A 25,308-nucleotide genomic window follows, 5' to 3' on the forward strand; every position below is an offset into this window, starting at 1 on the left:
TTCATTCCTATACGCGGACACTACGTCGTCCCAAGAGACGCGGCGTCGTGCTGACCGCTCACAGCCTCCGCCGGGTTGTCCGTCCTCCCGGCCTGAGGGCTGGGGAGCGCATCCGTCCGGATCGTCAGGTCGGCCAGGAGGCTGATCAAGGTCGCGCGGTCCACGGAGACCACGACCGTGTGGTGGTCGGACAGGCCTCGCATGTCCACCACGTCCACGTCGATGACCGCGGGCATGAGCTGGGTGGAGAGGTAGACGCGGTCGATCCTGGTGGCGGGTCCGTGGCTGGGGTAGGCGTCGACCGTCGGGGCGAGGGACTTGGTCCGGTCGGCCTCCCGCCCCGGTGCGGTGGCGAGGTGGCGCGCGGCGTCCTGGAACCCGGCCGTCCTCAGGATGGTGTCCGGCCAGACGTCGAGGACGCGCGGCTGCCCCGGGGTGATCAGGCGGCTGCGGTGCGCGCGATGGGGTTCGTTGCGGATGGCGAGCTCGTGGCCGGCCGGCACGTCGAGGCGCGGCAGCAGCACCTCCCCAGGCGTACCGGGTTCCGGATAGCTGTTGGTGTCGCCAGCGACGATGGCCGGCAACACGATCCGGGCTCCGCCGGGCAACGTCACGGTCTTGTCGGCCAGCCGGGTCAGCCACTGGGCCTCCGCCTCACGTCCTGCCGGATCGTGGTAGACGTGGTGGAACGAGGCGCAGACGATCGGGACACCGGTGCCTGTCAGCTCCAAGCTGAGCGTCGTCGGCGGCAACGCCCAGCTCGAACCGACCTCGTTCGCCCAGTTCCGGCGGGGCGTGAAGACCTCCGGATCCCAGTACAGGGCGGTGGCACCGAGGCCGGGCCCGAGTTCACCGCGCATGCCCAGCGCATTCTGGGAGTCCAGCCAGAGCTCGGACTCGCGGCCGGCGGTGCCGCAGCCGAGCATCTCCTGCCGCATCAGCAGGTGGAGATCGAGGTCGCGCAGCCGCTGGTGCATGCGCGCCCACCGTTCGCGATCGCCGGCCCCGTTCAGTTCGAAGTTGCAGGTGCCCACGCGCACAACACGGTCCATGGTGATCCTCCTCTCGCTCACGCCGCAGGGGTGAGGGCGCGTTCGAGCTTGCGCTTGTCGAAGGTCGCCACCACGCAGGCGTGGTCGGAAGCGATACTGGCCGGTTTGGAGTCGATGACGAACAGACTGCTCAGCGCCTCCGCTATGTTCGGCGTGGCGTACAAGCGGTCGATGCGCTGCGGTCCTCCCTGCTCCTCATTACGCCAGAGGGTGGCCGTGGGCCTCAGCGCCTCGGATTGGTTGAGCTCGACGGCGGCGTGGCGTCCGAGTTCGCGGAACGGGGCAGATCCGCCGGGGGTGATGCCGGCCAGGATCCGGTCGGGCTCGCTGTCCGATACACGGCTCTCCCCCATCCACACCGTGCGGTGCTGGTAGTGCACCGAGTCCGTCACGGTGGTCCAGTCCGGCAGCGTCTCCGGGGCGTCGAAGGCCGGGTAGGAGTTGAAGTCGCCGCCGATGAGCGCGGACTTGCCGTGGTCGGCGAGCGTCGTCAGCCGCTCGGCGGTGATCTGCCGCAGCACGGGGCTGAAATGGCACAGATGGATCGAGGCGACGGCCACGGGCGTGGTGGTGCCGTGCATGCGAAGGACCGGGATCCGTAGCGTCTTCCACATCGCCGTGTTCCAGATCAGCGGCTCCCCCACCATCTCGAACAGCCCGGCGCGGTACAGGACCGCGGTGGGGTTGGTGCTGTCGGTGTCCTCAGGCGCGAGGACGGCTTCGAGGCCGAGGCGGTCGGCTTCCTCCCGCAGCAGCCGCCCGTCGTTGTCCACGGCCTTGGTCTCTTCCTGCCGCAGCAGGATGTCCGGGCCCAGCTGTTCGAGCAGGCCCATCGCGAGGTCGCGGCGCTCGCGACCGCCGTCCGCGTCGAGGCCGTTGCGCTCGATGTTCCAGGTGACGACGGTGACCTCCTCGGCGGGGTTCGGCGGCGTCGTGGCCGGGGTCGTCATGTCGGTGTTCTCCCTTGAGTAGCGGGTCGTCGTGGCTGCGTTGGTCGGGGTGGTACTTGTCGACGCTGGCGGCCGACCGGCCCGGCTCGCTGAGCCGGCCGCCGCGTTGGCGACGGTCGGTCGTGCGGCCGACGTCTGGGTCGCGTACCGCTCCAGCAGTCCCAGGGCCGTGCGGATGAGCAGGTCCTCCTGCTCGGCGGTGAGGCGCTGGAGATCGACGCAGTGGAGTCCGGCGAGGTGGGCGACGGCGCCTCGCCAGCCGTAGGCGCAGTCCGCGCCTCGCATATCCCGCAGCCAGTCCCGCCACTCACCCAGCCCCCTGCCGCTGTGGCGGCGGGCACCGAGGTCGTAGCCATCGACGTAGCTGGCGAAGGGCGCGAAGCGATGCCCCAGCAGCCCGGGATACTTGCGGAACAAGGCCCACAGCTGCGCCTCGGGCATCGAGTGGATGTCGATGACCGGCGTTCTGGTGGGGGTATCGGGGGCTCGGCTGGTGGAGCAGTACGTCGCCGTCGGACAGGGTTCCACAGGGGTTGGCCTCCTGGCGGTCTGTGAGGGAGGTCTGCAGGGCCCGGCCGGCGGGCACGTGCTTCAGCGGGGGTCCCAGGGGCCGTTCGCCGGGTCGCCGCACCAGGCCCACTGCTGGTCGGGGGTGACGGTGATGCCGAAGCTGTAGATGTCAGGGCTGCCGGCGCGCAGCCAGGCGTCCCAAGCCTCTTCGATCTCGTCGGCGAGCTGCCGAGGGCCGCCTTCGAACGCGACAGCTCCGCCAGTCGGTGGCGCGGCGAGGAGCGCCCACGAGGCGTCGCCGTCGTGGAGGGTGACGAGGAGGCCGCGGGCATCGGAGTGGGCGCTGATCCACACATCAGGCAGGAGTACCGACAGCGCCCACAGCAGGTGTGCGCTGTGCTGGAGTTGGGCGATGTCGCGGTCGAAGAACCGTTGGTGGTCAGCGGGGCCGTTGTCGCGGATCTGGTGCCAGGTCCGTGCCGCAGTGATGGTGCCTCGGTCGGGGAGGAAGCTGGTGGCTTGCTGGACCCATCCGGTGGCGGAGGTACCCTCCTCGTCGACGATGAGGGTCGTCAGGCCCTGGCCCCAGGGAGTGACGATCAGCCCTTCGGGGCGGGTCTGACCGATCCAGGCCCAGGGGATGCGGCGGGCGGCGAACCCGGCGACGACCCGGTCGTAGGGCGCACCCGCAGGCCAGCCCGCCAGGCCATCGGCATTCTCGGCGCGCGCGGGCACATCGTGGTGGTCCAGGCGTTCGCGGGCGGCGGCGGCGAGCTCGGCGTCGATCTCAAGCGTGATGACGCTGTCCGGGCCGGTGCGGCGGGTCATCAACGCAGTGATCCACCCGGTGCCGGTGCCGAGCTCGAGTACGCGGTGGCCGGGTTCGAGGTCGAGGTGGTCGAGCATGTCGGCGACGAGAGCCGTGGCGATCACGTAGCTGGTCGACGTGTTGTCGCGGACCTGGGCGATGGTGGAGTTCCCGGGGCTGGCGTAGACGAGGGCGGCCCACCGGTCCGGATCGGCGCCACGGTCGACGCGCGCCCACCTGCTGCCTTCCACGACCCAGACGCGGTCGGGGGTGTAGTGGTCTCGCGGGATGGCCGCCACGGCAGCGCGGATCCAGGGCGAGTCGGCCGGCCAGTCACCGTCCTGTTGCATCTGCAGGTCGAGGCGTTGTCGCAGGTCGTCGAGAGAGGTCATCGCGGAGGGCTTTCGTCTTCAGGGGCGTCGGGCCGGCGACGCCCGGAGTCTGGCGAGCGCCCGGGAACCTCGCCCGGTGAGCGGTGACTAGTGGTATGTGGCCGTCAGTCGTCGGCGTGGCCGGCTTCGAATTCGGCGAGGTAAGACAGGGCGTGAGCGAACACGGCTGCGGTGGGGCGGGAGGTGGGCTGGGATGCGAGCGCGGTCTCCAGCAGCACCTCGAACGCCTTCCAACCGAGAGGATCGACCGTGCGGCGCCACATCCCGGAGGCCACTGCGCCTCGCACCGCCGCCGGGTCTTCGGCATCGACACCCGCGGCCTGGTAGTCGACCGGCCAGACACCCGTCCAACCACGCCACACATCAGCAGCGAGGGCGTAGACGTCAGCCGCAGGTGTAGGTGCGGCGGGCACCTTCGCCTGGAGACGGCGGGCGATCTCCGGAGCCTCTACGTGAACCCAGCGGTCCGGGACGTCGAGGGGGAATCGGCCGAAGTGGCGCCGAAGACGGACGGTAGGGCAGTAGGCGAAGGACAGGTCAACCAGCCGCGTCCCGTGGGGGGTGTGGATGACGTGGTGGGTACGCACGGCGCCGTGCGACCAGCCGGTTTCGTGCAGCTCGGAGAGCGCGGTGGCCGCCTCGGCGGCTCGGCGGGCCATCGTGGTGCGGGCTGCGGGGTCGTCGGCCTGGTCTCGCAGACGGGCCAGCTCGACGGCGAGCGTGGGACCGTGCCACCACGGTGTGACCAGCCAGGAGCCGCCATCGGGCAGCGTGCCAGTGCCCAGGACCCGGCCGGCGGCTGGGCCAGCCATACGGATCGCCTCCGCCTCCCGAGCGGCCATCAGCCCTTGGTCTCCGGCACCAAGGCTGATCTTGATGGCGACCTTCACGCCGGTGACCAAAGTGGCGCACCACACCTGCGAACCGGTGCGATCAGCGACCTGGCTGGTGGTCTGCCAGCGGCCGACGGCGGATTCGATCGCCGCGGCAATGGCCTCATTCATCAGGATGGCTTCTTTCGGTCACCGACAGCTGGGTGGGGGCAGGGGTGGCGTGGCGGTCCAGTTCGCGCCGCACGCGGGCGAGGCGTGCGGCATCCAGCGGGGAGCGGCGGTCGTACAGCCCGAAGGCCTCGACGTACGCCGCGCGGGCCTCCTGGTGACGGCCAAGCTCCTGGTGGAGGTCACCGGCCCACTCCAGGGCGCGGGCCTGCCACAGCACGCTCCCGCACGCCGCGAACTCATCGACCACATCTCGAAGGAGGTCCTGGGCCTGATCGTGCTCACCGGCCTGGCCGTGGGCGCGGGCGAGGAACGAGGCCGCCCGAGCCGCCTCGTGAGCGTTGCCCGCCGCCACGAGCTCCTCCCGGGCCCGAGTGAGGTGGTCATACGCGGCCGCACTCTCGCCCCGGAAACTGGCGAGGTCGCCGAGCCGCATCCGAGCCAAGGCGGCGTCCACCGCGTGGCCGGCCTCGTCCCACAGCGCGAGGGCCTTGCGGTGCAGGGATCCCGCCTCGGCCGTCTGCCCCGTGGCCCGCGCGATATCACCGAGTCCTAGGAGGGCATCGGCCTCCGCCGCCTGGTCCTCGTCGGTACGGGCGCTGTGCAAGACCTGGTACAGCAGCGCGCGGGCTTCGTCATAGCGGCCGAGACGGCGCAGCGCGGCGGCGCCGGCTGTGGACATCCTGCGCCCGGCCCGGTGGTTGCCGACCGACCGAGCGCCTGGCGCCGCGATGTCCAGGTAGAGCTTCACCCACTGCTCGTCACGCTGGAACCGCCGGTCGAGAGGGTGCAGGCTGTCGACCAGTTGCCACGCGCACCCCCACCAGCCGGTCCAGTAGGCCGTGCGGGCCGCGGCCACGAGATTCGACTGGTGCGTCTCCAGCCACGCCCACGCCAGGGCCGGGTTCGTGAACTCCACCGACTGCGGCTCGCCGGCGTAGTCCCGCTCTAGGATGCGGTGCCTCGGCGCCACCAGCGTTTGGGCGTTGGTGGCGGTGGCCAGCAGGTGGTCCAGCCACCGCCGCAACATCGAAGCGCGGTCCCGCTCCCCCAGCGCCTCGGCCTGGCCGACGGCGTGCTCGAGAACGCCGGCCGGGACACGAAACCGCCCACCGGCGACATCATCGATGCCCTGAGCCTCGTCATGTTCAACGTGGACGTCACGGCGCTCAACGAGCCCGCATCTCACCAGCTCCTGCAGGGCGTCGGCCGTCGCCGCCGGCGGCATGCCGGCCGCCGCCGCGACCTCCGCGACGCCGATGCTCGACAAGCCGGGCAGCACTCCGAACACCTGGTAGGCCCGGCGGGCGACGGCGGGGAGCCGCTGGAACTTGTGATCAAGAACAGTCATGGTCAACCAGCCTCGGAACGGAACCCTTGAGTTCGGAAGGGAAGAGAACGCCCGGTACCCGCCAGGTGTGCACGCGGCCATGGCCGCAGCGCCAACCCGCGCGAACACGAGTCAGCGTGAGATGCAGCGGAAGGCGACACTGACGGCAGCACACCCACCACGGCTCGCGGCTGCTTCCCGGGTAGGTCTCCAGCGGCACGAAGCCCGCCGCGGCCAGTTCCTCCGCGGCCTCGTCGGAAGTCACCTGGATGGGGACGTGGCTGCAGGGCTTGATTCGCCGGTGATTCGAGGGCTGCGGGAAGCGCAGTTCACCGCAGTCGCCACACACCGCCGGCCACCCCTGCTGGGAACCGGGATAAGGGACGACCGGCTCGTACCGGGCGGCCAGCAGCCGGTTCATGGCGCGCAGGTGTCTGGTGTCGCGGCGTAACGCCACCTCGGCTAAGCGCCGTTGGCCCAGAGCCCGGTCGTGGCCGCAGCGCAGGCCACCGACGACCTGGTGAACGGATACGTCCTGCGGCAGCAGGCAGTCCGCGCACCGGGCCGGCCACAGGCGATGCGGGAGGCCCGGGTAGCGGACGGTCGGCAGGAAGCCCCCGCGGCGCAGGACTTCCACCGGCGCTGCTGGCATCCTCGACCGCACCGGCGGCAGCTGGGTCCTTGCCGTCTGCGCCCGAACAGGGCGATCCCATCCGCCCCTGATCACTATTCGGTCGAAGTCCAGGTGGTGAACGGGTCTGATGCTCGCGCTAGTGTTGTTTGCGCGAGCGCGGCGTGTGACGGATGTGTCGTGCTCGACGATGACCGGCGCCATCAAGGGCTCCACGCAATTCCCCCTTCCATGACTCATGCGGTTGGCTTTGACGAGAGTGCTGATGCCTTCGCGGCTCCCCGTTCACGCCGCTTGCGTTCTCGGGAACAGGCACGGCAATAACGCTGACTTTCGCCAATCCGGGGACGTTGATAGCCGACGTTCTCGCCGACCATCTCGTGTTTCCCTTTCGCGCACATGCCGCCGATCTTGCGAGGACGCGCCGCCCGCCACGGCACCTTGGCCGGTGGTGGTTCCGGCGCGAACCACAACTCCACGGCCGCCTGCCGGGCCCTTCGCAGCCGCTGCTTAAACGCGCCGCATGTGATCTGCAGCTGGTTTGCCGCCTCAGCCAAGTCGTCTTCCACCGTGAGAGCCCACAGCGTCCACTGATGGATCTCCGGCAAGCCGCGGTAGACCTGCAATGCGGCGATCCGCTCCACCACAGGGAGCTCTTCGAACGGTTGGCGTTGAACGGGCTTCCAGTAGGTGTGGAACCTCTTGATCGGCTTGTCCGTCTGCCAGGCGCCCCGGCCACGGACCATGAACCGTGCCTCGTCATGGATCGCCCGCAGACCGACGCCGTACAAGGTCTGCGCCTCGGGTTCCTCCGCGCTGGTCCACAGTGTCTCGGCGATGGCCGACCACGCGATGTCGTACTGCTGGGCGGTGTCGTAGAAGTCGCACCTGGCCTGCCACACCGCCAGGGATGCGATCCGCGCGACATCGCGCCCCGTGTAGCCGTGAGCCACCTCCACGGCACTGGCGTGCGCCGGCCGACGCACCACCGTCATACTCACCCCGCACCACCCACGAACGGTGCCGGTGGAAGGGAATCCCGACCCACGACAGCGAGATGACGCACACGAGGAAAGGCTTCTCGCTGAGGCGACGCCCGTGTTTCCTTCTCCAGCAGATCGGCCAAGGCGTTCGGTATCCGCTGCCGGAATTCCGGCACCCAGGCCCACTGACCGTTGGGATTGACATCGACGAGGTAGTGGGCGCCGCGCGAGTCCACGATGAAGTCGAGCGTGGCGAACCTCAGTTGAAATCGACGTAGCAGCATCAAGATGCGCTCGCCGATCGGCGACGGAAGTACCGTGCTTCGATACGCGAGGTTGGGCGTGTCGCAGCGCCAGTCCAGGCGGCCTGATCCCTCGGGGGCGTGGATCTCGACCGGAAAAATGCGGTCACCCACCACCGTCACGCGGATCTCGTATTCCTTGTCGATGATCCGTCGTTGAAACAAGTGCGCCGTCAGGGCGATGCGTTCGCTGCCCCGCTGCTCGGGCGGTACCGGGTAGGTGTAGAGACCGCCGCGCTCGCCACCCTCCTCATAGACCAGGCCGCTGAGGGACTTGGTGACGACGTGCCCTCTGTGTCGCTGGGCGAAGGCCGCGGCTTCGGCCGGGTCGTCGGTGATGAGGGTGTCCGGCACCGCGAAGCCGAGTTGCGCGGCGGCGGCGAGCTGGCGCGGCTTGTCGCACCTCTGGTTGTTCTCGGGCCGGTTGATCCACACCACCTGCGGCAGGGAGTTCAGCGTGCCCAGGAGCCCCGCTCTCGCCTGCCTCTCGGCCCAGCCGCGTTCCGCCACGCTCATGCCCTCGGCCAGACCGAAGCCGGCGGGCTTGCGCCACCAGATCGCGCGCAACTCGGCGAGGTCGGTCTCCCGCCGGCCATCGCTCAGGGTGCCGCCCCAGCGGCCATCCGGCCGCAGCTGCGTCGAGAGGCGAAGGCGGCTGGGAAAGTCGGCCAGGTCGATACGCCAGAACTCAACGCCACGAGCGTTGAGTTCGCGCAGCACCAGGTCGGCGGTGGGGTCCAACGCGACGGTGACCACCAGCAGGCGCGGCGTCCCAGATCGAGTGGACGCGGTCGTGGTGTTCATCAGCAGCGCCCGGTGTCTTCGTCTTCGTCCTCCATACCGTCCCGCGGGGACGCGCTGGTGTCGGTCAACGCCGTCACCTGCCACACCTCCGGCAACTCCAAACACACCCGCCCGTCGACCATCGACAGCTGCGTGACCGGATCGACCGTGACGACACCGCCCAGCGCAGGTGCGCGCCCGTCCGGCCGCACCAGCGCGTCCAACCCGAAGGGACGCGTGCCCGGCACCTCGACGTCGAGCTCGGAGGAGACTTCGAAGGTCATGCTCATCTGAATCAGAACTTCCAAACTATTTAGAACTATTACAAAAGGCTGGAAAGTAGGGTGTAGTCGGCTCGGGCGGTCTTCATGACCAGCCGCGTGGCGGCAAGGAAGCTGCCGTGCTCGACCGCGTGGGTCAGGTGTGCGCGGCCTCGTGTCGGGCGCTCATCGCGCGCAGGCGGGCGGCGTCCTGGCCGCTGCCGGCGAGCTCGTACAGCCGGCACGCCTCGGTGAGCAGGTGCCGCGCCCCGTCCCCGATCTGGCGGCGGGTGGCCGCGGCGAGCCAGTCGACCGAGCGGGCCTCCCACCACATCGCGCCGGTCTCGGCGAACTCAGCTCGCGCCTGCAGGAGAGAGTTGGAGGCCGCGACGTGATGGCCGCGCCGGGCGTGGGCGAGGCCGAGGTAGGCCCGCGCCCTGGCCCGGTCGTACTGCTCGGCGCACTCCCTCAACAGATCGACCGCCAGGGACAGCAGCAGCACGTCCTCGTCGGGCTCGCCGAAGGTGGCCGCGAGGTCGCCAAGCAGGATCAGTGTCCGACCCAGCCCATGCTGATCCCCCAGGGCACCGTAGAGGTCCGCGGCCCGCCGCAGCGGCGCCAGCGCAGCACGCGGACGTCCCGAGCTCCACTGCACCTGGCCGATCCCGAGCAGAGCCCGCGCAACATCGCGTTCGTCCTGATGCTGGCGGGCGCTCGCCAGCAGGTCTTCGAAGCAGGCCATCGCCTCCGCCGGCTGCTCCTCGCTCAGCCACCCCTCCCCGATGACGGCGAGCAGCTGCCGCTCCCCACGGTTGTCCAAGGCGCGTCGGGCGGCCGGCAGTCCGTGGTCGATCAACAGCGGCAGCCAGACCACGTCGTCGCGCCGCCGCTGAACCAGCGGCCGCATCGCCACCAGCAACCGCCACGCCAGCTCCGGCCAGCCCGCTTTCCACGCCACCGGCACGGCCGCCGCGACGCTCTCCCGGTGCGCCGCCAGCCACGCCAACGCCTCCGCCGGCTCGTCGGGAACGCCCCGCGGCTCCGGCAGCGGATGCCGATACACCACCCGCTCGGGCGGGATGCTGGGCGACAAGACCTCGCGGGCCGCGATCGCGCCGGCCAGCAGGTACTCCACCCACCGCAGCACAACCGCCCCGCGCTCCTCTTGCCCGTCCTGCCGCTCCGCCAGGCCGACCGCGTGCTCGCGCTCCAGACAGCTCATTCGGAAGACCGGGGAACCGCCGCTCAGTTCCTGACGCCGCAGCAACCCGCACCGGACCAGGGCCTCGACAGCGGGCTCGGCGAGGTCCGGCATCCCGCTCGCCGCCACCAGCTCCCCCATCTCCAAGGCGACCGGCGGCAGCAGCCCGACCTGCCGGTACAGCAGCGCAGGCGCAGGAGACAGCCGGCCGTAGCTGGCCGCGAGCACCGCTTCTGCCGCTGCGGGGCCGAGGTCGTTCTCGTCGGGGGAAGTCACGTCCGCTCTCCGGGAATCGGATCAAGGTGCAAAAAAGGTTGGGGTCCCGCTCCCCTGCCAAGGGCTGCACCACCTCGACAGGGGGCGGAACTGCACTCACGCAGCGGGCACCCCCACCCAAACCGCGCGAGTGAGCCAAGCGAGGCCCGGAAGCCGGGCCGGGGAAGGAGAAAGAGCCGTTGAGGCGCCTCGGGGGAGGCTGGATCCGGGGCGCTTCAATCAATCCAGAACGAAGCCTCAACGGCCGTCTTTCGGCGGGTTCATGTCGAACTCGAACTCCGCCCACACCTGTTTACTTCTACCTTGAGCCACCGGTCGCCAGCCCCAGGCGCTGCTGACCGTTGCCACCATCCGCAGCCCACGACCAGACTCTTCATCCGCGCCCGCAGCACGCACGACCGGCACGGCATCCGGCCTGCCGTCGGTCACCGTCACACGAAGCCCGCGTTCGAATCGCTGGGCCTCCACGACCACCGTGGCCCCCGCGGAGGGTCCTGGTGCCCCATGAGTCACGGCATTCGCCACCAACTCGCTGACCACCAGTTGGACCACATCGGCTACACCGGACAGCTTCCAATCCGCAAGGCAGTGACGAACCATTCGACGAGCGGCCGCCGTGCTGTCTGGCTGCGCCGGAAAAGTCGCAACAGCCCGCCCCTCCAATGAGCCGGGCGCCCTTCGTGGCACAGTTGCCACCGTGGTCCGGGAGGCATGGATGCCTCGAACGCCTCGCCAGAGAACTCGTTCAGCGCGTCCAGCCGCGCGAGCTATGAACCACGCCCTGACGTTGGAGATCGGCTGACGCCGGAAGACTGCCCGTGACAGTGAAGCTGCACTCCTCATCCCCATGTCTCCTCGTGCCTGTGCGGTGGCCGAACTCGGTAGGCCGGGCGTTTCGTGGCCACGCAACAGACAAGCGTCATCACGGCTCGTAGGGGAGATGTCACAGCGGTTGTTCTCTCGCACACCGGGCTGAGAGGGGTTGCACGTCCGCCGTAACCTGCTGTAGTTGCCTTCGCTGTCTCGCCGCCGCCTGCGGCGTCGAAGCTTTGTCTCAATCCGGGTGGAAGGACCTGCCCTTGTTGCCACTCGCGCGTTTCCGAGACTTCAGATGACCGCCTCACATCTGGCGCTTGCCGGCCGACGCCTGCTGGTCACTGGTGGTTCTCGGGGACTGGGCGCCAGTATCGTGCGTGCGCTGACCAGCGCCGGAGCCTCAGTGGCTACATGCGGCCGCAGGACCGAGCACCTCGAGGCCCTCGTAGCGTCTCTGCCCGAAGCATCGCTGTTCACGAGACGGCTGGACATCGCCGAGCCGGGGCATCTGGAGAGCTTCGTGGCAGACGCCGCGGATTCGCTCGGCGGGCTGGACGGCGTGGTGGCCTGTGCAGGCGGCGCTCGAGGGCGTGCCCTGGAAGAGTCAACAGCGGAGGACTGGGAAGCGACCTGGCAGCTGAACGTGGGCCACGCCGCCAGACTCACCAGGTCGGCAGCGCCAGTCCTGCGGGCAGCGGGCGGCGGCTCCGTAGTGTTCATCTCCAGCATCAGTGGATGGCGACCGAGCCCGCAGGCACAGTACGGCACAGCCAAGGCCGGGCTGATCTACCTGGCGACTGTCCTGGCCCGAGAGCTGGGTCCCCAGGGGATCCGCGTCAACACCGTCTCGCCAGGGTCCATGCTGATCCCCGGCAAGCGGTGGGACCGGATGCGGCAAGAAGAGCCCGACGCCTACCAGCGGTTCCTCCGCGAGACCCCCGGCGGACGCCTCGTGACGCCCGAAGAGGTCGCCCAAGTCGTGGCGTTCCTGCTCTCCGACATGTCGAGCGGAATCTCCGGTGCACACATCCCCGTGGATCGAGCCCAAAATGCGCCTACCCCTGAGGGCTACTGACGCACCTGTTCTCAGGCGGCTGGCCCCAGGACGCTCACCGCGCGCTGTTCAAATTCACGAACTTGAAGATTTGTCCTGTGCCGGGCGAGGCGACCACGGAAGTTTCGCAGCGCCTGGATCGACCGCTGCGACTGGACGCTCCCGCCCAGCTCGTCCAACGCCTGCTCGGCGGAGGCCACCGCCTCGTCCAGCCGCCTCTGCTGCAACAGTGCCGTCGCGAGTACGGATCGGCTGATCGCCCGGCGCCGGCCACGTGCCGCGTTGGCCCTGACCGAGGCGGTGGCCAGGCGCTCGGCGGCCCGAGCCTCACCCAAGTCTCGATGACACAACGCAGCTTCGGCTTCCAAGTAATGATGATCGAGGAACTGCACCCAGGGGGACTCACTCCCACGCCCGGGGCTGGCTTCGAGAGCTGCGGCAGCCGCGCTCAGCGAGGTCACAGCCTCTTGCTTCTGGCCCAGGGCGGCATACGCGCGGGCGGCCATGGCGTGCAGTCGCATCAGCCCCAGCGGGCTGCCAGCGTGCTTGGCCGTGGCGATCCCCGTGCGGGCGGCCGCGATCCCCTCCTTCGGATGCCCCAGGTTGGTAGCCAAGTGAGACAGCCCAGCCAGGATCTGGCCTCCCAGAACCCGGTCCTCTCCCTCCTCACACAGCCGCAGAGCCTGGATCATGTACCGCTGGGCCAAGCCATACTCGCCGGAGTCATACAGGCTCCAGCCAGCCGTTGCCGCCAGCTTGGCACCAGCGGTGTACAGCTGCCGCCGTTGCTGGGACGGCATCGTGTAGCGGTGGAGCAACGGCGTCACCTGGGTGCTGAGGTAGTGCACGATGCTGGAGCGCACCCCGCCACCACCGAACTTGTTGTCCATCTCGTCGAACATCGCCGTCATGGCTAGGACCTGGGCGACTTCGCCATCCGCCTCGGCCACGGCCAGCGGGGTGGCCTTGTCCTCTACCAGCCAGAGCAGCCATTCGCGCTGCGGTTCCATCAACGCCGCCGACACGAAGGGCACAGCGGCCCCCAGCAAGTCGCGTCGCGTCAGGTCGGCCGAACCGAGATCAGCGAGCGTACGCAATGTCTCACCCACATCCTCACGGTAAGCCAGGGCTCGGGAAGCCACAGCGCTCTGCGGTGCTGCCGCGTAGCCCAATTCAGCCAGTGCGACAGCACGTCCAAGGAACTCCCCCAAGGCCGCGGCGATGAACTCCGGAGTCCGGTTGCGCGGGTGCATGCCACCAAGCCACCGGGTCACGGAGGCCTTGTCGTAGCGGGTCACGATCCCCTGGCGGAGAGCAAGTTCGTTGACCTTCCGGGCCAACTGGGCATTTGAGCATCGGGCTTCGACCATCAGCTCCCGCAGACCCGACCCAACATGGATCTCAGCGCGTCGATCGTGAGGCATGCCATCATCATGCACCCACGGTCACGGTACGTGTCCACCCGAAAGCCACCTCTCCTACGAATTACAACCCCGTACAACCCTTTTCAGAGCGGCTGGCAGAACTATGTTGCTCAGCTACCCAGATCTGGCGCCCGCTCCTCCCCGGGGGTTGCCTGCTGCGACACGTCGCCCAGATGGTGGCCGGCGCAGTATCCAGGTCTTCGTCGCCTTCGACGAGCTCAATGTTGAAGTCGGCGACGTGCCGTTCGAACCGGGCGACCTGCTGTTGTAGGGCATCTACGTCGCCCAGGCGCCCAGCCCGGAAGCTCTCCAGGCATCCTGGCCGAGGGCTTCGGACGGCCGTCGTTCGAGCTGGGTGATGTGCCGAGCGAGTCGGGTGTTGCGTTCGGTGAGGTTGGTCAGGTTGGTCAGCACGGACAGGCGGCTGATCTGTGGGCCGGATGGCCACGCTGCTCAGCAGTTGTCGGAAAACCCGCAACCTACCCCGCAGCCGATCAGCCGTGCAGAGCCTTGAGCTCCGCACCCAAGCCGACGCATGCGGCAACCACTCAGACTGCCAGCTCCCTTCATCGCGAACCGCCCAAGCCTCGAGCAACGTGCGCAAAATCGACTACCAGTTCCCTTCCGAACTGTTAGCGTGCCGTGGGATCAACTCGGTAAGCAGAGAGGAGACTTGGGTGGCGTCGCACCACGCCCCATGGCCCCAGAGTCGTGCGCCAGTAGACGGGCGGAGCAACGAGCGCGCCCCGCTCGGCCCCTCTGCGGTTGTTGACTGTCGCCTCCCATGGCCGTCGCCGAGCTGACCCAACGAGGCACCCGAAGGGGAATCACTCCCATGACCGAGATGCCCGCTCAGGTGGCGCTCGATACGGACGACTTGAGTCGTGATCTACATGCAGCGATGGTCAAGGCCCATTCCGGGCTTGACGAGGTAGAACCGCGTGGATGGTGTGATGGCGCCCTCGCCGAAATGAGGGTTCCGCGCTCCCTAGAATTATTGACGCCACTGAACCGGCTGCACGCGGTCAACAGTCGGCAGTGGGAAGCCGAGGATCGGATACGGCGAGCTGAGGACGGGGAGATCCCAGCCATCAAGCGCGAGATCGACGAACTCAACAGCCTTCGCCACAAACTCATCGAGCAGGTCGATCGAATAATTGGTTCGGCGTGGGATGTGAGCCAGGACGTGCCTCCTCTTACTGAGTCAATCGGCTCGGCGCTTGATCGGCTCTCGGTGCTGACACTTCGGATCCTGCATACCGGGCGACTGGTAAAGAAGGATGCTGGCACGGCGAAGCGCGTCGTAATTCTGCTCCGCCAGCGCGATGATCTCGTGTGGTCTATCGCGGTTGCGTGTGAGGATCTCGAAGCTGGCCGACGGCGCATGCCGCGCCCTGAGCGCCTGAAGCTCTATGGAAAGCCCGGGCGATGAGCACGGTCACTTTACCATTCGGAGACCCTGGGGTGTGCGATGACAACTAATGCATCCGGGAGTGGGAATGGTTTCGAGCACTGGCGCGACGGCCTGTTCCTGCGCCCCGACGGCGGCAACGCAGACGCACTTGTCGATCTCATGCGCTACGCCCTCGATGAGGTGCTGAGCAATCAGGGGGTGGGCCCTCTGTATCCGCGAAGGGGCCGGGAGGACGGGCGCTCACCGGTAGATGATGGACATCTGCCCGAGGCCCCTGTCGCCTCGGAGACGGTGCTCAGCCAGCTGCGTTGGTGGCTAGCTGGATCGGTCAAGGTGCATCACCACATGTTCGCCAAGAACATCGTTCCACCACCATCGTTCGTCAACCTGGCGGCGCTGTCCGCAGTGTCGCTGTTCATGCCCAACGGCGTCACCGGAGAGGACGCTGCGGAGTCCCTTTCCGCTGAGGTGTCCTGCGCCGGAGCGCTTGCGCGATTGGCGGGGTGCGACCCGAATCGGGCAGGCGGCCTGTTCACCTTCGGCGGCACTGCGACGAACCTGTACGCGATCAAGGTCGGTCTCTCCAAGGCACAGCCCGATCATGCTGAACGTGGAATCGAGCCTGGGATCGCCGTGGTCGGTTCCTGGCCGGCACACTATTCGCAGAAGTCGGCGTGCGCGTGGCTAGGAATCGGCACCCAGAACTACGTATCCGCAGCGTCGCTTCCTGACCAGACCACAGACCTGGATTCCATGGAATCGGCCTGTCGCGACGTACTAGCAAGCGGCCGTCGACTCGCATGCATCATGGGTGCAGGCGGGACAACATCCAATATGGCTGTTGATGACTTTGCCGAGATCGCCGAAATGCGAGATCGCTTGACAGTCGAATACGGGCTAGATTACACCCCGCATGTGCATGCAGACAGCGTCGTCGGGTGGGCCTACTTCTGTTTTATCGACTACGATCTATGTAGCAATCCGCTGGGATTCAGTCCGCCTGTGGTAGCCAAGCTCTCACGACTTGTGGAGCGCCTAAGGACAGTTCAGCACGCCGACTCATTCGGAGTCGATTTCCATAAGACTGGTTTTGCGCCGTACACATCCAGCATGATCATCATGCGAGACGGGCGAGACTTCTCGCGATTGCGTCGTGACGGCGGAATCATGACTCCACTATTTCACGACAAAGATGCCTATAATCCTGGCACCTTCACTCTAGAAACGTCTCGATCGGCGGCAAACATGGTCGCGACCTGGATTGGCCTGCAGGCCCTAGGTAAACAGGGAATGCGACAACTTCTCGGTCACGCACTTGAAGCAGCCGAAGCCCTCCGGCGCCACATTGATGATCTGGCAGCCGGCGACGCGGTGGTCATCAATAGAATTTCGTACGGACCGGATGTGTTCTTGCGCTGCTACGAGCCAAATGACACGGTCGCCGAGGAGGAGGATTTCAGCGACACCAGCTCTGTGCGCCGGATAAACCAGTACACGTCCGACTTGTTCGCTTGGTTGTCGCGTCAACATGTTCCAGACGCTGAACAGATCGCGGTGAGCAAGACGTCTGCGGCGTTCTACACGTCGACTGGCGAGCCGGTCGTGGCTCTGCGCATCTATTCCCTCAATCCGCATTTCTCCGACTCTCACGCCAGGGAGCTGGTCGTGCGCCTACTCAAGGCTAAGCGGCAGTTCGACACCATACAGTCCGATCCAGAGGTACACGAGGGGGCTCGGTGAACCGGTCGTCCTCTAGCGGACGAGAAGAACTGCCGACGCGTTTTGCCGCCGCGGACCTCTCGGTCCGTGACTGCGTCGAGCTGGCTGCTGGTCTGGCAGCCTACGCTCAAATGCATGGGCTGAGCCGGGTGGAGGTGAGCGGACCACCAGCCATCGGTGGACTCATCGAGGAATTTAAATGGGATGAGGTGCACTTTGTCGATGCCCACCAGGAGCCCGCGGTGGACATTGCGAAGTTTCCTCGGACTTGGCGCTGCGGCCAGCGTGGGCTGCGCTGCCTAAGCGACCAGCTCGTCGGTACGAGAAGAGGTTCAGCTGAGGCAGGCGTATCGCCGTCTACGCTCCCGGCAGGATGCGTTATGCAGTTCGCCCGGCACAATCGTCTTGGCGATGCGCTGGGCATCGTCACCGGTCTGGAGCACTACTGCCGAGATAACAACGTGGCATCAGTTGCCGTCACGGGTTCGCGGGCTCTCGCCGAAGTGGTCGACGTTTTCGCATGCGAACAGGTGAGTTACGTCGCCACGCCCAGTGAAGCGATCAGCGGCGATGCAATCTTCGCCCGGTCCTCATGGAGTCTCCCTTGGCTTGACCGATTCAATCACGCCGTCGCGGACACTTTCGGGGGACGAGCTCGCCACCAAGGATCCCCGCTGCCTCTCCGTGAGGAGCCGACGCCTGGTGACCAAGAAAATGTGGTGTACTGCCAGTTCGATGCTCGATCCAGTACACCGCCGCCAATCCACTCCATCCGGCGGCTGCTGGGCCAGATAGCAGCACACGGCGAGGTCCGGGTCCTCGGCGGCCCAGACACCAAGGATTACCTCGGACAAGATCTGGTCTACATGCGAGCAGAACTCCCCGAGATGGTCGCCCGCCTGCTGTCATGCCGTCTCTTCGTGGGCTGCGACAGCGGTCTGGGACATCTCGCGGGTTGCCTTGGTGTGCCTGGTCTGATTGTGAGCACCGACGACTTCGAGACGACCTGGTCATTCTTTCGAGGTTACGCCAGCCTGAATGTCGTCCCGCTCGCAGCGACAGACTTACTCCTACCATGAGGCCCCCGACGGAGCAGGCAGTTCTGCAGGCTGTCAGTCAATGCCTAAACCATGAGGCCGTGGCCGCGCACCGAATCCCAATGGGCCGTAGTCATTTCGTGTTCAGGGTGGGGTTGGTGTCCGGTGATTCCGTGATCACGCGGATCGCGCGACACGATCGCGCCGAATGCTTCGAGGGATTCGCGTACTGGCGGAGCCAACTTGCCCGGGTGGGAGTGCCCGTTCCCCGCGTGCTGTCCATGGACCTCACCCAGACAGTACTGCCCTGGCCAATCATGCTCCTTGAGCGAGCCCCGGGGGATGATCTCTGCAACGTCTACGCCGAGCTTACGGCTGCCGAGAAGAGCCGCGTCGCCGATGACCTGCTCGACATCCAACGGCGCGTGCGCGGGCTTCCACCCGGTCCCGGATACGGCGGTATCGCCAGTTACAGCGACCTTCGCTGCCACCCTCGCTGGTCGGACGTGCTCTGGGAATACTTCACCGGCGCGATCGAACATCTGCCTCCCTCACTGGGGCAGATACCAGTCGTCGGCGATATCCGCAGAGCCATGCGCGAGCTTCGCTCCGAGTTCGATCGCATCCCCCCACTGCCCTACCTGATCGACGCCACCCACCAGAACGTGCTGGTCAATGAAGGGAGAGTCACAGCGATCGTCGACTTGGACGAGATCGGATTCGGTGACGCTTTATACCCGCTCGGCGTCGCACGTGCCGGTCTCCTGGCTCGTGGACCGGAGGCTGACTGCATCGAACAGGTCGCCGCGCCGTTGTGCGACGTCCCTGTTCGACGGCGCATGTTCGACCTGTACTCGGCGATCGCCTGCCTCAAGATGCTCGCTCCCAGCCCCTTCAGCGTCACCGGACCTCCCTCGGCTGACAGCCAGATCGCCGCACGGCTTCGGACCTTACTCGATACCTTCGCCGCCGCAGCAGCCCACAAGGAGTAACGCCGTGACCGGCATCGTCTTCGTCAGCATCGACGACTTCACCCGCGAGGGCTTCACCAACGGCCTCTTCCTTCAAGTACGCGAGCTGCTGCGACGCGTCATCACTCGCGGGCACCCGGCCAGCCTCGCCTGTGTCGCCCAACACAGCAATCCCGGGATCGAACGCAGAACCCGAAGCGTCCAGGGTTGCACAGTCCACGAAACATTCATCGGTGCACCAGGCCCAGCAAGCGCGTACCGGCGGGCTCTGCAAGACCTGCTGAGCGACCTGGACCCCGACGTGATCCTGCTCAACTCGTGCGCGATCCACCTCCAAGAAGCGCACCTTGCCGTGCTGGATGAAAGCCTCGCGAGTGGTCGGCAGGTAGCCGTGCTCGTGACCGACCAGCTCTACCCCACAAGGCGTGCTCACCCCGCCGACCAGGTCCGGCGTTACTACGACCTCATGCGGCAGACCAGTGTGCATGCGGTCAGCCAGACCATCGCCGACGCGCTCCACAGCCAGACCGGTGTTCCAGCGCAGGTGCTCCCTAACCTCCTCCCTGAGCGGGCCGCCAGCCCGGTTCCCCTGGGCACGGAGAATCGGTACCTGACCCTGATCAACCACCACCCCATCAAGGGCCGGCACGTCTGGGACGCGCTCATTCGTCAGCGCCCCAACGACGCCTACCTCGTCGTTAAGACCTGGCCCGATGTCCCGCCGTACGTGCCGCCCTCGCCAAGCGTCCAGGTGGCGCCCTTCGCCCCGGACCCCACCACCATCTACAACCGCACCAGGATTCTGCTGGTACCGTCCCTCGGCCCGGAGGGGCTTCCGCGAGTTTCGCTTGAAGCAATGGAGTCAGGAGTGCCAGTCGTGGCCCACCGCATAGGCAGCCTGCCGGAACTCGGCGATGCCGCGATGTTCATCACCCCGCCACCGATCGCCGCCCACGTCCTCGACGAGGATCATGTGCTGCATCCCGTCGTTGCCGCCAACGACCTCGAGCGGGCTGCACGAGATTTTGGTGAGGCAATCGATGCAATCGATCACGATCCGGCGCTCAGGCCGCGACTCGTGGCCAAGGGCAAAGCATTCGTCCGCGACTACCGCCGCCGCAGCGAATCTGTAACCAACCGACTACTCGATTCATGGTTCGGGGCTGTGATGGAGAACGCCCAAGGAACACCTGGTGTGGCCCCCGCTCGCCGTACAGGCCCCTGACCAGGGGAAACGCAGCGACCCGGTCTGGACCACTACACTTGCCGCCACACTGAGAGACGCGACCCAAGGAGATACAGAACCGTGACGGCCATCGTCGACGAGCTCACGTGGCGCGGGCTGATCGCCCATGCCACTGACGAGGACGCATTGCGCAAGGCTCTCGCGGACGGCCCCGTCACGTTCTATTGCGGTTTTGACCCAACCGCGGCCAGTCTGCACGTCGGGCACCTGGTACAGGTACTCACACTCCGCCGGCTCCAGCAGGCCGGCCACCGGCCGCTTGCGCTCGTTGGCGGCGCGACCGGCCACATCGGCGACCCGCGGCCGACCGCCGAGCGCACTCTGAACGACCCGGAGACCATCGCCCAGTGGGTGACCCGGCTGCGCGCGCAGATCGAGCCGTACCTCTCCTTCGAGGGCGACAACGCGGCGACCATGGTCAACAACATGGACTGGACCACGGGCCTGTCCGTGATCGAGTTCCTGCGGGATATCGGCAAGCACTTCCGAGTCAACAAGATGCTCACCAAGGACTCGGTTGCCCAGCGCCTGGCATCCGACCAGGGCATCAGCTACACAGAGTTCAGCTACCAGTTGCTGCAGGCCATGGACTTTCTTCAGCTGTACCGACGGTACGGCTGCACCCTCCAGACCGGCGGCAGCGACCAGTGGGGCAACCTCACGGCTGGACTGGATCTGATCCACCGCCTGGAGCCGCAGGCCGAGGTGCACGCCCTCGCGACGCCACTCATGACGAAGTCGGACGGCACCAAGTTCGGCAAGACGGAGACCGGCACGCTCTGGCTCGACCCGGAGATGACCACGCCCTACGCTTTCTACCAGTTCTGGCTGAACACGGATGACCGGGACATCTCCCGGTACATGCGCATCCTCTCCTTCAAATCCCGTGAAGAGCTGGAGGACATGGAGAAGATCACCGAGGAAAGGCCACAAGCTCGTACCGCGCAGCGTGCCCTCGCCGAGGAGCTGACCACGCTGGTGCATGGCGCTGACCAGTGCGCGGCCGTGATCGCCGCGTCGAAGGCGCTGTTCGGGCAGGGTGAGCTCATCGAGCTCGACGAGGCGACGCTGGCCGCCGCGGTCTCCGAGCTCCCGCGCGCCAAGGTGAGCGAACTCGGCCCAGTCACCGATCTGTTCACCCAGGTCGGCTTGGCGGGGAGCAAGTCCGCCGCACGCCGCACAGTCAAGGAGGGCGGCGCCTACGTGAACAACGTGAAGGTGACCGCCGAGGACGCAGTAGCCACGGCCGACGAGCTTCTGCACGGACGCTGGCTGGTGCTGCGCAAGGGTAAGAAGAACCTGGCGGCAATTGAAGTCACCGGCGCCTGAGCGGACCGAAAGAGGGAAGCTCAGCCGTGAACAGAAGGAGCACCTCGGGCTCGCGAAGCTGAGCTATGGCATCCCGCGAAGCGAGCCAACTCGCCGGCACCCCTACAGGATCGGCCGTCAGGGTGCAACGGCCGGTCCTGGCAGCGTTTCCGATTCGCTGCCCGAGACTGATCGAGTACTCATGGCCGGCAGCTACGGAAGACGGGCGTCCGTACCATCACCAGCTAGCCAGGCCGGGCTTCGGCAATCTCACTGGCACGAACCTGGTGGCCACACAGCCGACGTTTCCAGGTGGCGGCGGGCAAGGCAATGCGGCAGTTCAGCGGGCAACGTTGGCCAGCATTCTGGGCAGGTCGCGCATATCGTCGAACAGGGTGGTGCCTGGCCCTTTCAGCCGCGAGGCGGGAGTGAGACCGCCGCAGTAGCCGAAGGCACGCATGCCGGCGGCACGGGCCGCCTGAACGCCATATGCACTGTCCTCGATCACGACGCACCGCTCAGGCTCCACGCCCATGGAGTGGGCAGCGTGCAGGAAGAGGTCAGGCGCAGGCTTGCTTCGAGGGACGTCGGCTGCGCTGAAGATGCGCCCCTCGAAGAGGTCGCTCAGCGCGGCAATCTCCAGGGTTCGCCTGATGCTGGCTGGGCTTGAGTTCGACGCGACGCAGACCGGAATGGTGAGGTCGTTGAGAGCTTCTTCTACACCATCGACGGCGGTCAATTCAGCTTCGAAGGCCGCCAGATACAAGTGCTCGTATTGCCGCAGCCAGCCCTTCTCCAGAGGCCGCCCAAGCCGCTCCTCGACGGCAGCCGTGTAGACCTCTGTCGGCGAGCCAACGAACCTCTCGATGATCTCTTCCTCACTAAACGTGCATCCGAGATCGGCCATGATCACCGCGTCAACTTTGACGGCTATTCGCTCGCTGTCCACCAGTACGCCGTCACAATCGAAGATCACCAGCTCAACCGGGGGTCGCGTCATGGTCGGCAGTGTAGACCCATTCGCCATGTCACAGAATAGCCATCGCTGAGCCTCCCAATTCTTAGGTCTCTCCCGTAGGTACCACTCGGCGCCTCGCCCGCAAGGGGAGCCGACGTATCACGGCTGAGAACCGTCTTGATCCGTTGGGGATGCGCCGCTGGCGGCCAGACCGGTCAACTTCATCTCTCCGACACTGTTGCAAGCCCGCATGCACGCGCCAGGGCAATGGCTCCTTCACCCTGGCCCCGTGAAGTTCGCCTTCGGCAGACAGCAAGACGTGGATTCCCTTCCGGACTGATGTCAAAGTACAACACCCGGCTGGCCAGCCCGCGACTAGCACAAATTCTCAGTCACCCCAAATCCCAGGTTTTCAGGATCCTTACTGACCCAACAAGCCAAACATCGTCAGGGGTCTCGGAGTGAACGCGAAAGACGTCAGCGCTTCCACTACAGCATTTCTGACCCTTCCCAAAGCTGCCGAGTACCTCGGCATTTCACCAAACACCTTGTACATCTGGCGCCATCGACGCCAGGGCCCCCCGAGTTTCCGGATGGGACGTCGCGTCATGTACCGCATATCGTCACTCAACAAATGGATAGCCGAACAGGAGCGAGCTGACTCCCGCTCTAACCGGTCGCTTGACCCGGTCAATCGGCGCGTGGAGCGCCGCACCTCCCGACGGTCAAGCTGATATCCGTGGCGGGCTACGTAGAGGACCGATGGCTGAAGAAGCGCCCCAACAAGGCCACCGGTAAGCGGGAACGCACGAAGCAGTGGGGGAAAGGGAAACGGTACCGAGTTAAGGGCATTCCGGGAGTCCGTGACCGTTCTTTCAATACGAGCGAGGATGCCAAGAGTTGGCTCGCCGTCGCGAAGGCGGACAGCCGGCGTGGGGAGTTCCACGATCCCCGTGATGGGAGCATCCTCCTTGCCGACTACATCGAGCGGGAGTGGTGGCCCAATCAGTCCTACGAGCCCTCGACGGCGGCGCCGATGCGCAGCCGGATCTGGAATCACATCATCCCTCTGCTTGGCTCCACCCCGCTGGTCGAGATTGATGCCGCTGCGCTCCGGGCCTTCAAGGCCGGTTTGCTCTCTCGAGTGGCTGATTCATCAGCCGAGGTCATATGGATCCACTTGTCGACCATCCTCACTGCTGCTGTCGAGGACAAGCGCCTTCTCAAGCACCCGATGAAAGTGCATCGTTCGGTCAAACGTCCCAAGCGACAAGAAAAGAAGGCGAAGGCATGGTCCCGGCCCACGGTGGACGCGGTTCGAGCGGGTCTTCAGGAACGCTACCGCGTAGCCGTTGATCTCGGAGTCGGTCTAGGCCTACGCCAAGGCGAGGCTTTCGCACTGGATGAAAGGGACATCGACTTCGATCGCGGGGTCGTTCACGTGCGACGACAACTCCGGTGGGATAGCCGGGGAAGGCCATACTTCTGCCTGCCCAAGCGAGGCAAGACACGCACCGTCCTGCTGCCGCCCAACCTGGCGCTCCGGGTTCGCGAGCATCTCCGACGTTTTCCGGCAGTGGAGTGCACTCTGCCGTGGCGCAACCCCGAGCCTCCGAGGACCAAGGTGGAGGCCCGCCAACGAAAGCCGGTGACGGTGCGACTCCTTCTGAGCACCTCCCAGGGCAACCGGATCTTCTACAAGACCTGGAATGAACGCAGTTGGCGGCCTGCTCTGGCATCAGCCGGGGTGGTCGGGGTGGTCGGCGAGAAGACAGCTCGGCATGGCGGGCGCGTCCGACGCCACCCGGTCTTCGAGCTGTCTCGCGAGGACATGTTCCACGTCCTCAGGCACACCTACGCCAGCGTGCAGCTTGAGGCGGGCGAGTCTGTCGTCAGCCTCTCCCAGTGGCTCGGCCATGCCTCACCCGCCATCACCCTGGAGCACTACGCTCACTTCATGCCCGGAGCCGGCCGCCGCGGCCTCGCCGCGATCGACATCTGGCTGGCAGCCTGAGCTACTGCGCCCTGAGGCGCGGAAAGTCCCTGAGAAGTCCCTGCGGCACTGTGCCGCAGGGACTTCGTCGCAAAAGTGCAGGTCAGCGGCTGTCCGGTGAGGCGGTCACCGTGAACGTCAAGTACAAGGAGACCGCCCGCGGCGGGCTCGCGGTCAACGTGGTGGAGTGCTGACCGGTGGTCCCCGGCCCGCGTGGTCGGGGCGTCTCCCGGCCCATGAAAGCGAGAAGAAAGCGTCGTCGTGAGGATTGCTCCCGCCCGCCACCGGGCGGACGACGAAGGCACCCGCCGCACGGCGAACGTGCGGCGGCGAAGGGAGCATCCATCATGCGTCGAATTCTCTCCACGGTCGTGGCCTCGGCCGCGCTGGTGGCAGGCGTGGGCCTGACCTCCGTCGCCACCGCCGGGCCGGCCGCCGCCTCGGGCTGGTGCGACGGGTCGAAGGGGTTCGTGCTCAGCGGCCGCTCCGTCCGGCTGCCCTACAACGTCGCCTCCAACAGCACGGACTGCACCCTCGCTCGGGGAGCCTCCGGCAGCGGGGTGACGGCCCTCCAGAACGCGCTCAGGTACTGCAACGAGGAGGGCGACCTCGTCGTCGACGGCGACTTCGGCCCCCGGACGGAGACCGCCCTGGAGCGCGCCCAGGCACTGCGGGGGACCACCCCGGACGGCATCTACGGCCCCAACACCCGCTCGGTGCTCGCCTGGCCCGCTTACCTCGGTGGGTCCCTCGTCCGCTGCGTCGGCGACCCCAGCTGAGACTTGCGAAACTGATCGGTTCTGATCGGTTGTTCGCCGACGCGGTGCGGGCGTGAGTGGCTCGGCTTAGCGTGAGCCGGCTCGCGTTGACGACCGGAATCGAGGCTTCG

At 66.7% G+C, this 25,308-nt stretch carries 24 protein-coding genes; 10 read left to right on the forward strand and 14 right to left on the reverse strand.

All coding sequences use genetic code 11. The features are described from left to right. Nucleotides 1-20: 20 nt before the first annotated feature. The 11 genes from ACFWI8_RS21540 to ACFWI8_RS21590 form a co-directional block, all read right to left on the reverse strand. Nucleotides 21-1,052, reverse strand: coding sequence for a hypothetical protein (locus tag ACFWI8_RS21540; RefSeq protein ID WP_387093951.1), 1,032 nt, complete (start codon nucleotides 1,050-1,052; stop codon nucleotides 21-23). A gap of 17 nt (nucleotides 1,053-1,069) precedes the next feature. Beyond that, nucleotides 1,070-2,530 carry an endonuclease/exonuclease/phosphatase family protein gene (locus ACFWI8_RS21545; protein ID WP_387093954.1) on the reverse strand — a complete coding sequence of 487 codons (1,461 nt, stop codon included), beginning with the start codon at nucleotides 2,528-2,530 and terminating at the stop codon, nucleotides 1,070-1,072. Nucleotides 2,531-2,593: 63 nt separating this feature from the next. Then, entirely contained in the window at nucleotides 2,594-3,712 is a 1,119-nt protein-coding gene (locus ACFWI8_RS21550) for an rRNA adenine N-6-methyltransferase family protein (RefSeq protein WP_387093957.1), read from the reverse strand. Nucleotides 3,713-3,816: 104 nt separating this feature from the next. Then, nucleotides 3,817-4,716, reverse strand: a complete 900-nt coding sequence (locus ACFWI8_RS21555; RefSeq protein ID WP_387093960.1) for a hypothetical protein — start codon at nucleotides 4,714-4,716, stop codon at nucleotides 3,817-3,819. After that, nucleotides 4,709-6,064: a tetratricopeptide repeat protein gene (locus tag ACFWI8_RS21560; protein ID WP_387094056.1), complete on the reverse strand. Its 1,356-nt coding sequence runs from the start codon at nucleotides 6,062-6,064 to the stop codon at nucleotides 4,709-4,711. The genes ACFWI8_RS21555 and ACFWI8_RS21560 overlap by 8 nt, the downstream gene beginning before the upstream one ends. Next, nucleotides 6,051-6,680: a hypothetical protein gene (locus ACFWI8_RS21565; RefSeq protein ID WP_387093963.1), complete on the reverse strand. Its 630-nt coding sequence runs from the start codon at nucleotides 6,678-6,680 to the stop codon at nucleotides 6,051-6,053. Before ACFWI8_RS21565 ends, ACFWI8_RS21560 begins: the two co-directional genes overlap by 14 nt. A 230-nt stretch (nucleotides 6,681-6,910) precedes the next feature. Further along, on the reverse strand, nucleotides 6,911-7,669 hold the full coding sequence (locus tag ACFWI8_RS21570) for a hypothetical protein (RefSeq protein WP_387093966.1): 759 nt from the start codon (nucleotides 7,667-7,669) through the stop codon (nucleotides 6,911-6,913). Nucleotides 7,670-7,671: 2 nt separating this feature from the next. Then, nucleotides 7,672-8,763, reverse strand: a complete 1,092-nt coding sequence (locus ACFWI8_RS21575) for an MvdC/MvdD family ATP grasp protein (protein WP_387093969.1) — start codon at nucleotides 8,761-8,763, stop codon at nucleotides 7,672-7,674. Next, nucleotides 8,763-9,032: a hypothetical protein gene (locus ACFWI8_RS21580; RefSeq protein WP_387093972.1), complete on the reverse strand. Its 270-nt coding sequence runs from the start codon at nucleotides 9,030-9,032 to the stop codon at nucleotides 8,763-8,765. The genes ACFWI8_RS21575 and ACFWI8_RS21580 overlap by 1 nt, the downstream gene beginning before the upstream one ends. Before the next feature lie 127 nt (nucleotides 9,033-9,159). Then, nucleotides 9,160-10,479 (reverse strand): hypothetical protein, encoded by a 1,320-nt coding sequence (locus tag ACFWI8_RS21585; RefSeq protein WP_387093974.1) that lies wholly within the window; start codon nucleotides 10,477-10,479, stop codon nucleotides 9,160-9,162. Between the two features lie 237 nt (nucleotides 10,480-10,716). Further along, entirely contained in the window at nucleotides 10,717-11,328 is a 612-nt protein-coding gene (locus tag ACFWI8_RS21590; protein ID WP_387093977.1) for an ATP-binding protein, read from the reverse strand. Nucleotides 11,329-11,590: 262 nt separating this feature from the next. On the opposite strand from ACFWI8_RS21590, the gene ACFWI8_RS21595 reads away from it, so the two are divergent. Then, nucleotides 11,591-12,370, forward strand: coding sequence for an SDR family NAD(P)-dependent oxidoreductase (locus tag ACFWI8_RS21595; RefSeq protein ID WP_387093979.1), 780 nt, complete (start codon nucleotides 11,591-11,593; stop codon nucleotides 12,368-12,370). 11 nt (nucleotides 12,371-12,381) lie between these two features. Here ACFWI8_RS21595 and ACFWI8_RS21600 read toward each other — a convergent pair whose 3' ends face one another. Continuing rightward, the gene (locus ACFWI8_RS21600; protein ID WP_387093982.1) at nucleotides 12,382-13,773 is read right to left on the reverse strand and encodes a hypothetical protein; all 1,392 of its coding nucleotides are present in this window, start codon (nucleotides 13,771-13,773) and stop codon (nucleotides 12,382-12,384) included. 276 nt (nucleotides 13,774-14,049) lie between these two features. Then, the gene (locus tag ACFWI8_RS21605; protein ID WP_387093985.1) at nucleotides 14,050-14,187 is read right to left on the reverse strand and encodes a hypothetical protein; all 138 of its coding nucleotides are present in this window, start codon (nucleotides 14,185-14,187) and stop codon (nucleotides 14,050-14,052) included. A 421-nt stretch (nucleotides 14,188-14,608) separates the two neighbouring features. Here ACFWI8_RS21605 and ACFWI8_RS21610 point away from each other — a divergent pair, with 421 nt between their 5' ends. From ACFWI8_RS21610 to tyrS, 6 genes are all read left to right on the forward strand, one after another. After that, nucleotides 14,609-15,205, forward strand: coding sequence for a DUF4254 domain-containing protein (locus ACFWI8_RS21610; RefSeq protein ID WP_387093988.1), 597 nt, complete (start codon nucleotides 14,609-14,611; stop codon nucleotides 15,203-15,205). 39 nt (nucleotides 15,206-15,244) lie between these two features. Beyond that, nucleotides 15,245-16,927, forward strand: a complete 1,683-nt coding sequence (locus ACFWI8_RS21615) for a pyridoxal phosphate-dependent decarboxylase family protein (RefSeq protein ID WP_387093991.1) — start codon at nucleotides 15,245-15,247, stop codon at nucleotides 16,925-16,927. Between the two features lie 359 nt (nucleotides 16,928-17,286). Continuing rightward, nucleotides 17,287-17,985 (forward strand): glycosyltransferase family 9 protein, encoded by a 699-nt coding sequence (locus ACFWI8_RS21620; protein ID WP_387093994.1) that lies wholly within the window; start codon nucleotides 17,287-17,289, stop codon nucleotides 17,983-17,985. Nucleotides 17,986-18,065: 80 nt separating this feature from the next. Then, nucleotides 18,066-18,935 (forward strand): aminoglycoside phosphotransferase family protein, encoded by an 870-nt coding sequence (locus ACFWI8_RS21625; protein WP_387094059.1) that lies wholly within the window; start codon nucleotides 18,066-18,068, stop codon nucleotides 18,933-18,935. Between the two features lie 4 nt (nucleotides 18,936-18,939). Next, nucleotides 18,940-20,139 (forward strand): glycosyltransferase, encoded by a 1,200-nt coding sequence (locus ACFWI8_RS21630; protein ID WP_387093997.1) that lies wholly within the window; start codon nucleotides 18,940-18,942, stop codon nucleotides 20,137-20,139. Between the two features lie 81 nt (nucleotides 20,140-20,220). Then, nucleotides 20,221-21,489, forward strand: coding sequence for a tyrosine--tRNA ligase (gene tyrS, locus ACFWI8_RS21635; RefSeq protein ID WP_387093999.1), 1,269 nt, complete (start codon nucleotides 20,221-20,223; stop codon nucleotides 21,487-21,489). 319 nt (nucleotides 21,490-21,808) lie between these two features. On the opposite strand, the gene ACFWI8_RS21640 is transcribed toward tyrS, so the two are convergent. Then, nucleotides 21,809-22,468, reverse strand: coding sequence for an HAD family hydrolase (locus ACFWI8_RS21640; protein WP_387094002.1), 660 nt, complete (start codon nucleotides 22,466-22,468; stop codon nucleotides 21,809-21,811). A 419-nt stretch (nucleotides 22,469-22,887) separates the two neighbouring features. On the opposite strand from ACFWI8_RS21640, the gene ACFWI8_RS21645 reads away from it, so the two are divergent. The 3 genes from ACFWI8_RS21645 (at nucleotide 22,888) to ACFWI8_RS21655 (ending at nucleotide 25,198) form a co-directional block, all read left to right on the forward strand. Beyond that, entirely contained in the window at nucleotides 22,888-23,160 is a 273-nt protein-coding gene (locus tag ACFWI8_RS21645; RefSeq protein ID WP_387094005.1) for a helix-turn-helix transcriptional regulator, read from the forward strand. Between the two features lie 5 nt (nucleotides 23,161-23,165). Then, complete coding sequence (locus ACFWI8_RS21650) at nucleotides 23,166-24,440, forward strand: tyrosine-type recombinase/integrase (RefSeq protein WP_387094008.1); 1,275 nt, start codon at nucleotides 23,166-23,168, stop codon at nucleotides 24,438-24,440. Between the two features lie 326 nt (nucleotides 24,441-24,766). Then, a complete protein-coding gene (locus ACFWI8_RS21655; protein ID WP_387094011.1) occupies nucleotides 24,767-25,198 on the forward strand; it encodes a peptidoglycan-binding protein in 432 nt (143 codons plus the stop codon). The last annotated feature ends 110 nt before the right edge of the window (nucleotides 25,199-25,308 follow it).

This window comes from Streptomyces sp. NPDC127098, assembly GCF_042722465.1.
In the GTDB taxonomy this organism is placed as follows: Bacteria; Actinomycetota; Actinomycetes; order Streptomycetales; family Streptomycetaceae; genus Streptomyces; species Streptomyces millisiae.